At 37.1% G+C, this 267-nt stretch carries 1 protein-coding gene; it reads left to right on the forward strand.

The window, feature by feature from the left end:
• Positions 1-166: 166 nt before the first annotated feature.
• A partial coding sequence (locus ACKX14_RS15935) for an NAD-binding protein (protein ID WP_422449381.1) occupies positions 167-267 on the forward strand: 101 nt, incomplete at its 3' end.

Here is a 267-nt window from a genome sequence, read left to right on the forward strand (position 1 = left end):
GTGTTACTCCTGAGTTGTCAAAATTAGGAAAAATCATAATAATAGGTACAATGTATGCAGGAAGGGTTGGGCCACTTACAATGGCTTATGCAATAGGCTATAATAAAAAGCATAAGAGATACAGATATTCAGAAGGACATATATCAGTTGGATAGGAGGAAATCAGATGAAGTCTTTTGCAATAATTGGATGCGGTAGATTTGGTTCTGCAGTGGCAAAGACCCTGTATGAACTTGGGAATGAAGTATTGGCAATAGATGGGAATAT

This window comes from Thermorhabdus hydrogeniformans (genome assembly GCF_049310025.1).
GTDB lineage: Bacteria > Bacillota > Thermosediminibacteria > Thermosediminibacterales > Tepidanaerobacteraceae > JBJYKD01.